General features: G+C 72.7%; 6 protein-coding genes. 5 read left to right on the forward strand and 1 reads right to left on the reverse strand.

The genetic code is table 11. The features are described 5' to 3' along the window. Positions 1-208: 208 nt before the first annotated feature. The 5 genes from ACRDP3_RS22115 to ACRDP3_RS22135 all read left to right on the forward strand — a co-directional run bounded on the left by ACRDP3_RS22115 (position 209) and on the right by ACRDP3_RS22135 (position 7,815). On the forward strand, positions 209-1,411 hold the full coding sequence (locus ACRDP3_RS22115) for an IS110 family transposase (RefSeq protein WP_431518736.1): 1,203 nt from the start codon (positions 209-211) through the stop codon (positions 1,409-1,411). 149 nt (positions 1,412-1,560) lie between these two features. Beyond that, the gene (locus ACRDP3_RS22120; RefSeq protein WP_431518737.1) at positions 1,561-2,388 is read left to right on the forward strand and encodes an AraC family transcriptional regulator; all 828 of its coding nucleotides are present in this window, start codon (positions 1,561-1,563) and stop codon (positions 2,386-2,388) included. Between the two features lie 179 nt (positions 2,389-2,567). After that, a complete protein-coding gene (locus ACRDP3_RS22125) occupies positions 2,568-4,448 on the forward strand; it encodes a GH39 family glycosyl hydrolase (RefSeq protein WP_431518738.1) in 1,881 nt (626 codons plus the stop codon). After that, positions 4,448-6,286: a GH39 family glycosyl hydrolase gene (locus ACRDP3_RS22130; RefSeq protein WP_431518739.1), complete on the forward strand. Its 1,839-nt coding sequence runs from the start codon at positions 4,448-4,450 to the stop codon at positions 6,284-6,286. The genes ACRDP3_RS22125 and ACRDP3_RS22130 overlap by 1 nt, the downstream gene beginning before the upstream one ends. Next, positions 6,283-7,815, forward strand: coding sequence for an alpha-amylase family glycosyl hydrolase (locus ACRDP3_RS22135; RefSeq protein ID WP_431518740.1), 1,533 nt, complete (start codon positions 6,283-6,285; stop codon positions 7,813-7,815). Before ACRDP3_RS22130 ends, ACRDP3_RS22135 begins: the two co-directional genes overlap by 4 nt. A gap of 49 nt (positions 7,816-7,864) precedes the next feature. Here the strand turns inward: ACRDP3_RS22135 and ACRDP3_RS22140 are convergent. After that, positions 7,865-9,155, reverse strand: a 1,291-nt coding sequence (locus ACRDP3_RS22140) for an oligopeptide/dipeptide ABC transporter ATP-binding protein (RefSeq protein ID WP_431518741.1), incomplete at its 5' end; no start/stop codon positions are given.

Raw genomic sequence — 9,155 nt, forward strand, 5'->3', positions numbered from 1 at the left:
CCTCCGTAAGTTGTTAGTCGGCCCGGGAGGGCCGGGTGTGGCTTATGGGTTCTTGCCTTCAGTGGCTTCGCAGGAGTGGCCGCCCGGTTCTCCGGGGCGCCCTGGCTGCTGATTGAGATGTGCGCGCTGTGTGCGGTCGCTGATTACGGAGATGACAGCGGGGTGTCCCTCGGGCCGACGGCATGTCGTGCGGAACGAGGAGGGGCAAGTGAGCGAGCGGAAGGTCCAGGTCTGGGCCGGTGTCGATGCCGGTAAAGGCCACCACTGGGCAGCTGTGGTCGACGAGACCGGCGCGACGCTCTGGTCGAAGAAGGTCGACAACGACGAGTCGGCGATCCTGACCGCGCTCGGCGAGATTCTCGACCTGGCGGACCAGGTCCACTGGGCGGTGGACGTCTCCGGCACGTCCTCCGCGCTGCTGCTGGCGCTTCTCGCGGCGCACGGCCAGCAGGCCGTCTACGTGCCAGGACGCACGGTCAACCGCATGTCGGGCGCCTACCGAGGTGAGGCGAAGACCGACGCCCGCGACGCCTACGTCATCGCCGAGACCGCCCGCCACCGCAGCGACTTCGCCACGATCGACGTGCCTGCCCAGCTGGCCGCCGACCTCGCGCTGCTGACCGCCCACCGCACCGACCTCGTGGCCGACCGGGTGCGGATGATCAACCGCCTGCGCGACTTGCTGACCGGCGTCTTCCCCGCGCTGGAGCGGGCCTTCGACTACTCGGCCCACAAGGGCGCGCTGGTCCTGCTGACGGGCTACCAGACTCCGGCCGCGATCCGCCGCCGCGGCCGGGCAAGGCTGACGGCCTGGCTGGCCAACCGCAGCGTGCGCGGCGCCGACGCGGTCGCCGCGACCGCGCTGGAGGCCGCCCAGGCCCAGCAGACCGCGCTGCCCGGCGAGGACGTCGCCGCGCAGATCGTGGCCGACCTGGCCGTGCAGATCCTGGCCCTGGACGACAGGCTGAAGCGGATCGACAAGCAGATCCGCGAGACGTTCCGAAGCCATCCGCAGGCGGAGATCATCGAGTCGATGCCCGGCATGGGCCCGATACTCGGGGCCGAGTTCGTCGTCGCGGCCGGCAACCTGTCGGCCTACGCCGACGCCGGGCACCTGGCGTCGGCGGCCGGGCTGGTGCCCGTCCCGCGTGACTCCGGGCGGCGGACCGGCAACCTGCACCGGCCCAAGCGTTACAGCCGCCGTCTGCGACGGGTGTTCTACATGTCCGCGCAGACCAGCATCATCCGCGAGGGCCCGAATCGGGACTTCTACCTCAAGAAGCGCGGTGAGGGCTGCAAGCACGTCCAGGCCGTCATCGCTCTGGCCCGCCGACGGGCGAGTGTGTTGTGGGCCCTGCTGCGTGACGACCGGGTCTTCACCTCCGCCCCTCCGGTCACGCAGGCGGCTTGACTTCGTCATTGAGACTCCTGGGATCGCCGGGGCGCGGGCCCCGCGGCCGTCTGATGCCGACGCGAGGAAGCTATTTCCGTAGGCGTCGGCGGTGGAATGTCTCGACACGGCAAGGACATGAACGTTTTGGCGCCGGTTACAGTCGGCCGGTGAGTATCCGTACGGTCGTCGCGGTCTCCGACGGGCCCGTGACGCGGCTCGGCCGGCTCGTCCTCGCGGGCGAGGTGATCGACGACGAACCGATCATGCCGTCGACATTGCGGGTGATGGATGCGTACGTCCTGTCCATCGTCCTGGCCGGGGAGGGCGGTTACCGGGACGCCGGGGGCCGCGAGGAGCGGCTCGTCCCGGGCGCGCACACCATCGTTCCGCCCGGAGTGCCGCACTGGTACGGAACGGCGCCGGGGGAGTGCTGGACCGAGCTGTTCGTCGTCTTCACGGGGCCGCTGTTCGACTCCGTGGCCGAGCTCGCGGGTCTGACCGTCGCCGGTCCCCGCTACCCACGGCCGGTCCCCTCGATCGAGGCCCTGCGCAGCGTGCTGCGCACCCCGCCACCGTCGCGCCGGGCGGCGGAGCACCAGTTGCTCGCGCTGGTCGACTGGCTGCTCGACGCGCAGGACGCCGAGCCCGCAGATGCCGGTGAAGCAGGACCTGGCCGCGACCTCAGCGCCGAGGTCGCGCACGCCGTCAGCAGGCTGGGCGACGACCTCACCGCCGGCGTGGACCTGCGTACCGTCGCTGCCGAGACGGGCCTCACCTACGACACCTTCCGGCGCCGGTTCACCGCGGAGGTCGGCCGGTCGCCGTCGGCGTTCCGTACCGCACGCCGCCTGCAGACGGCGGCCACGCTGCTGCGGCTGACCGACATGACCCATCGCGAGATCGCCCGGACCTTGGGTTTCGCCGACGAGTTCCACCTCTCGCGGCGGTTCCGGACACATTTCGGTGTTCCGCCGCGCGACTACCGCAGCTCCTGACAACTGCCGCCCGGGGGCGGGGTCCAGACGGTTGTGGAGGCCCGGCGCCAGTGTCTTGACACCTTGCCCGTGGTGCTGTGGGGTACTCCAGAAACCGGTTTCACGACCGACGTCCGATGCCCGGCCGTCCTGCGTGCCGGGTCGAGAAACGGCTCTGTGAACGACAATTTGGAGGACGGATGAGCACCGGCATCGAACGCGTCGTGAAGACCGCCGGGGAGGATGGCTCCGGCCACGAGCCCACCGCCCGGGAGGACTGGGAGCAGCGCATCGCCGACCGCTCCGACAACCGGTCGACGGCCCCCATCCCGGACCTGCCACCCCCGGCCGGCCTGACCGTCGTCCCCGGCGCCGGTCACGTGACGCTGCGCTGGGAGCCCGTCGAGGGCGCCGTCGGCTACCTGGTGCACCGCGCTTCGGCCGGGTCGCCGCCCGACGCGCTGACGCCGCTGGACCACCGCGGCGGCGACGTACGGTCCGTTCCGGACACCTGGTACGTCGACACCACCGGCGAGCCGGGCACCTCCTACGACTACGCCGTCGCTTCCGTCCCGACCGTGACGGCGTGCGGCGGCCTGGGCAAGGCCGTGACCGGCGCCTCGTCGCCGGCCGAAGCGACCGCCCCCGAGGTCGGGTTGACGGTGGACACGGCGGCCGCCGGTGAGCCGCTGCCGCGCCCGTGGCAACCGATGATCGGCAGCGAACGCCTGAGCCAGCTGCTCTGCACCGACACCTCCGGCGGCCGGGTGATCGGCACCGAACTGGAGGCCGCCCTGCGCCGGGTGCACGACGAGATCGGCGTCCACACGGTCCGGGCACACGCGATCCTCCACGACGACCTGGGCGTCTACCGCGAGGTCGACGGCGAGCCCGTGCACGACTTCACACGCGTCGACGAGGTCTACGACCGGATCATGGCGATCGGCCTGCGGCCCTGCGTCGAGCTCGGCTTCATGCCGCGTGACCTCGCGAGCGACCCCGAGCGGATCGTCTTCGAGTACGGCGGCATCGTCTCCCCGCCCAGGGACTGGGACCGCTGGGCCGACCTGATCAGCGCCCTGGTACGGCACCTGATGGACCGGTACGGCCACGACGAGGTGCTCGGCTGGGACTTCGAGGTCTGGAACGAGGCCAACCTCTCGGTGTTCTGGTCCAGCACGCGCGACGACTGGATGCGGCTGTACGACGTGACCGCGGCGGCGATCAAGGCCGTGGACTCGCGGCTCGCGGTGGGCGGGCCGTCCTCGGCGGCCGCCGGCTGGGTGGACGAACTGCTCGAACACGCCGGCCACTCCGGTGCGCCGGTCGACTTCGTGACCACCCACACCTACGGCAATGCGCCGCTGGACCTGCGCCCCACCCTGGCGCGTTACGGAAGTACGGCACGCATCCTGTGGACCGAATGGGGCGTCACCCCCTCGCACTTCAACCCCGTGAACGACAGCGTCTCGTCGGCGACCTTCCTGCTGCACGGCATGCGCTCCGCCGCTGGCCGGCTGGACGCGTTGTCGTACTGGGTGGCCAGCGACCACTTCGAGGAGCTCGGCCGGCCACCGAGGCTGCTGCACGGCGGATTCGGCCTGATCACCGTGGGCGGCATCGCCAAGGCGCGGTACCACGCCCTGCACCTGCTCTCCCGACTCGGCGGCACGCAACTGCCGGTGACCGCGACCGGCGACGGGGCCGACGGTCTCGTGCAGACCTGGGCCTCCCGCCACGACGACGGATCGCTCAGCATCCTGATCTGGAACCACACCCTGGACCAGGACAAGGCCCAGGGCGACGCCGCCCTGGCCCGCACGGTCCGGCTGCGCCTGTACGGCCTCGGCGAGGGCGCCACGGCCGAGGTCACGCGACTGGACGCCGACCACGGAGACGTCACCACCCTGGCCGGACGGCTGGGCGTGGGCGAGTGGCCCACCGACCGGCAGTGGGACCAGCTCCGCGCGGCGGACACGCTGGTGGCCGAACCCGCGGCCCTGCGGCACACCACGGGCGCGGCCCTCCTCGAGCTCGACCTGCCGCAGCCGGCCGCGGTGCTGGTGAAGGTCAGCCCCTGATGGTGGGCCAGGCGGCTCCGCCGGCCCGCCTCGACGCGGTCGCCGGGACCGGCCAGGTCACGCTGACCTGGCCGGCGGTCGACGACGCGGTGGGGTACGTCGTGCACCACGGCGATCGCCCTGACGCGCTGACGCCACTGGACCACGGGGGTGGTGACCTGCTGGTCGTGCCGTGCCTGCCGTACGCGGACACCCGTGCCGGTGCGGGCGGTTGGTACGCGGTCGCGGCGGTCGGCCGCATCGAGGACGGGCCCGGCGCCCCCGGGGAGCCGGTGCACGCCGTGCCGTTGGCCCACGACCGCTCGGCGCCGGCGACCGAGGTGGCCGTACGGGTGGATACCGCCGACCGTCGCGGCCCGCTGCCGCGGCCGTGGCGGGCCTGCGTCGGAAGTGAGCACCTCAGCCATCTGCTGTGCCGCGACGAGACGGGCGGGCGTCCGATCGGCGTGGAGTCCGTGGAGGCGCTCGCCCGGGTGCACGAGCGGCTGGGGGTGCGCAGGGTGCGCGCGCACGGCACCCTCGGCGACGATCTGGGCGTGTACCGCGAGGACGTGGACGGCACTCCGCTGCACGACTTCGCGGCGCTGGACACGGTCCTGGACACGGTGCTCGGCACCGGACTGCGTCCCGTGCTCGAACTCGGTTTCACACCAAGGGCGTTGGCCGACCCTCCCCACCACGAGATCACCGTGGCCGGGCTCGCGGACCCGCCCCGCGACCTGGAGCGCTGGGCCGGCCTGGTGGAGGCGTTCGTCGCCCACCTGCGAGAGCGGTACGGGGACGAGGAGCTGGAGCGCGGGTGGGTGCTCGAGGTCTGGAACGAACCCAACCTCGGATGCTTCTGGACCGGCGACCAGCGGGACTACCTGCGCCTGTACGACGCGACGGCCCGGGCCGTCCGCCGGGCGCACCCGACGCTGCCCGTCGCGGGTCCCGCCACTGCGGCGGCCGGCTGGCTCGACGCCCTGCTGGAGCACGTGGACGGTTCCGGCTCCGCCCTCGACATCCTCACTCCGCACGCGTACGGGATTCCCCCGCTGGACGTGCGGCCCGTCCTGGAGCGGCACGGCCGCGCCGGCACCGCGGTCTGGTGGACCGAGTGGGGCCCGACCCCGACCCACTTCGCCCCCGTCAACGACCATCCCTGGACCGGGACCTTCACCGCGCGCGGAATGCTAGCCGCCGCCCGCACCGGGGCGACGGTGGCCTGTTGGGTGGCGAGCGACCACTTCGAGGAGCTGGGACGCCCGCCGCGCCTGGTGCACGGCGGGTTCGGCCTGCTCAGCGTCGGCGGGCTCGCCAAGCCCCGGTTCTGGGCGCTGCACGCCCTGGAACAGCTCGGGGACGAGGAGGTCGGCGTCACGCTGGAAGGCGACGGCGCGGAGTCGCTGGTGCAGGCCTGGGCCGGCGCCGACTTCTCCGGCGCGGATCCCTCCGGCGCGGACCCCTCCGATGGAGAACCGGCCCGGCTCGCCATCGCCGTCTGGAACGGCACCCTGCAGCAACACGACTGGGCACAGGACCGTGCGGACCTGCGCCGCGCGGTGAGCATCGAGGTGGCGGCGCTTCCCCCGGGCCGGTACGCGGTACGGCACCGACGTGTGGATCCACAGCACTCACACCTGGCGCGGCACGCCGCCGACCTCGGTGTCGGGGACTGGCCCGACGAGCGGCAGTGGAAGGCGCTGGCCGGCCTCGACGTCCTGGCCGAACTGCCGCACGAGCCGGTCGACGTCGGTCCCGGCGGGACCGCGAGGCTGCTGCTGGACCTGCCGACGAGTGCGCTGAGCCTGATCGAACTGATGCCCCTGCCCACCGGACCCGGAGCGACACCATGAACGACGCCCCGCCGTGGTGGCGTGACGCCGTCGTCTACCAGGTCTATCTGCGCAGCTTCGCCGACTCCGACGGCGACGGCACGGGTGACCTGCGCGGCGTGCTGGAGCACTTGGACCACCTGGTCGAACTGGGCGTGGAGGCGTTGTGGCTCAACCCGTTCTACGTCAGCGGGGAGGCTGACGCCGGATACGACGTCGTCAACCACAGAGCGGTCGACCCCGTCATGGGCACGCTCGGTGACATCGACGAACTGCTGGAGCAGGCGCACGCACGCGGCCTCCGCGTCGTCGGCGATGTGGTCGCCAACCACACGTCCACGCACCACCCCTGGTTCGAGGAGGCCCGGCGCGGCGGCCCGGGACACCCGGCGCGCGCCCGCTACCACGTCGCCCCCGGCCGTGGCGACGGCCCGCCCTCGGACTGGCAGTCACTGTTCGGCGGCCCCGCGTGGGAGCCGTTCGGCGACTGCGAGTGGTATCTGCACCTGTTCGACGTCGAGCAGCCCGACCTGAACTGGGAGCACCCCGACGTGACCGCCGACGTCGAGCGCACCGTGCGCTTCTGGCTCGACCGGGGTTTCGACGGCCTGCGCTTCGACGCAGCCGGAGCCCTGGCCAAGGCGCCCGGATACCCCCCGGTGCCCGCGGGGGAACGTCACCCCGGCGACGACCACCCGTACAGCGACCGCCCCGAAGTGCACCGGGTCCACCGCCGGTTCGCACAGGTGCTGGCCGAGCGCCCGTACCGGTTCGGGGTGGCCGAGATCTGGGGTCCGCCCTGGGTGGGGGAGCCGTACACGCGTCCGGACGAACTGCAGCAGGCGTTCGCCATGGACCTGGTGTTCACCCCGCTCGACGCCGGGGCGCTGGGTACGGTCGTGCGCGGATACCTGGACGCCGCCGCCCGGCAGGGACGACGCCCCGCGTGGCCGCACGGCAACCACGACGTCACCCGCGCGGCCACCCGGTGGGGGCCCGAGGGTGCGCCGGCGGTGCTGCTTGTGCTGCTCGCACTGCCGGGCGCGACCTACCTGTACGCCGGCGACGAGCTGGGGCTCCCCGAGGTGGAGCTCGCGGACGACGACCTGCGCGACCCCACCTGGTGGCGTTCGCGCGGCACCGAACGGGGCCGGGACGGCGCGCGGGTACCGCTGCCCTGGACCCGTGCGGAGGACGGGCACCACGGGTTCTCACCCCAAGGACCGGGCGTACGCACCTGGTTGCCGCAACCGCCGGGATGGGGCGACCGCAGCGTGCAGGACCAGCGCGTCGAACCCTGGTCACCCCTGCGGGTGGTACGGGCGGCGCTGCCGGTCCGTAACAGCGCGCTGCGCGACGCCCCGTGGCCGACATGGCTGCCCGCGCCGGACGGCGTGCTGGCCTTCCGGCGCGGCGGGACCACCTGCGTCCTGAACACCGGCGCCGAGCCACTGCCGCTGGACGCATGGGGATCCGAACTGCTCGCGAACAGCCGCCCGTTGGACGAACACGGCCGGCTTCCCTCACCCGGTACCGCCTGGCTGCGGTGAGCCACTCGTGGAGGCGGCCTGGCCGGGATCGTTCCCCGGCCGTCCGGGATCAGCTCCCGGCGTGCACCTGCTTCTCCGCGCTCCGGGACCCTCCCGTCCCGTCGGGTCGCCGGTCCGGAGCCCGCTTGCGCATCGCGCCCGGACGGGGGATCGCCGCGAGCAACTTGCGCGTGTACGGGTCCTTGGCCTCGCCGATCACCGTCAGCGTGGGCCCGTGTTCGACCATCACGCCCTGGTTGAGCACCATCACCTCGTCGGCGAGGAGTCGGGCGCTGAGCAGGTCATGGGTGATGTAGAGCATCGCGATGCCGCGGTCGCGGACGAGCCGGTCGAGCAGTTCGATGATTTCGGCGCGGATGGAGACGTCGAGCATCGAGATCGGCTCGTCGGCGACGAGGATCTCGGGCTCGGGCGCCAGGGCCCGGGCGATGACCACGCGTTGGCGCTGCCCGCCCGAGAGCTGGCTCGGGAGCTTGTCCAGGTACTGCCCGGCCGGACTCAGGCCCACGGTCTCCAGGAGTTCGGCCGCCCGGGTGCGGGCCTGCTCGCGGTCCATGCCGAGGTAGTTGCGCAGCGGGCGGCCGATCGCGTAGGCGACCGTCCGGGTGGGGTTCAGCGCCGAGAACGGGTCCTGGAAGACCAGTTGGACGTGCCGCCGGAACCGGCGCAGGGCCCGGCGCCGCAGCTTGTCCACCCGGACGTCCTTGAAGTGGACGGACCCCTCGGTCGGCCGCTCCACCCCGGTCAGCAGACGGGCGATGGTGGTCTTGCCGGAACCGCTCTGGCCCACCAGGGCGCTGACCCGCCCCGGCCGCAGCTCGAAGGACACGTCGTCCACGGCCCGGGTGGTCGTGGTCGTCATGCCGCGCTTCGTCCGGTACGTCTTGCCGACGCCGTCCACCACCAGCACCGGTGCCGCATCCGCCGCGCCCCGGGCGTGGTCTTCGGTATCGGCGGAGAAGACCGCTCCGAGCTGGTCGAGCGGCGCCACCTCCCGCAGCGGTGCGCCGTCGTCCGGGGACTGCTCCACCAGCAGGCACCGGGCCTGTCCCCGCGCAGCGGGCAGCAGTTCGGGGTGTTGCGTACGGCAGGCGTCCACCGACACCGGGCAGCGCGGCTCGAACAGGCAGCCGGCGTGCTCGCGGGAGAGGTCCGGCGGCCGGCCGGGTATGAACGCGACCTGGACGACCTCGTCGCGCGGGTCGGCGTACGAGCCGAGCAGGCCCGCGCTGTAGGGGTGCAGCTGGTCGGCGACCATGTCGGCCGAGGGCTGGTCCTCGACGATCTCGCCCGCGTACATCACCATCACCCGGTCGGCCATCTCCATGACCGTACCGAGG

Origin of the sequence: Streptomyces sp. (assembly GCF_050698815.1) — a bacterium.
Lineage (GTDB): Bacteria > Actinomycetota > Actinomycetes > Streptomycetales > Streptomycetaceae > Streptomyces.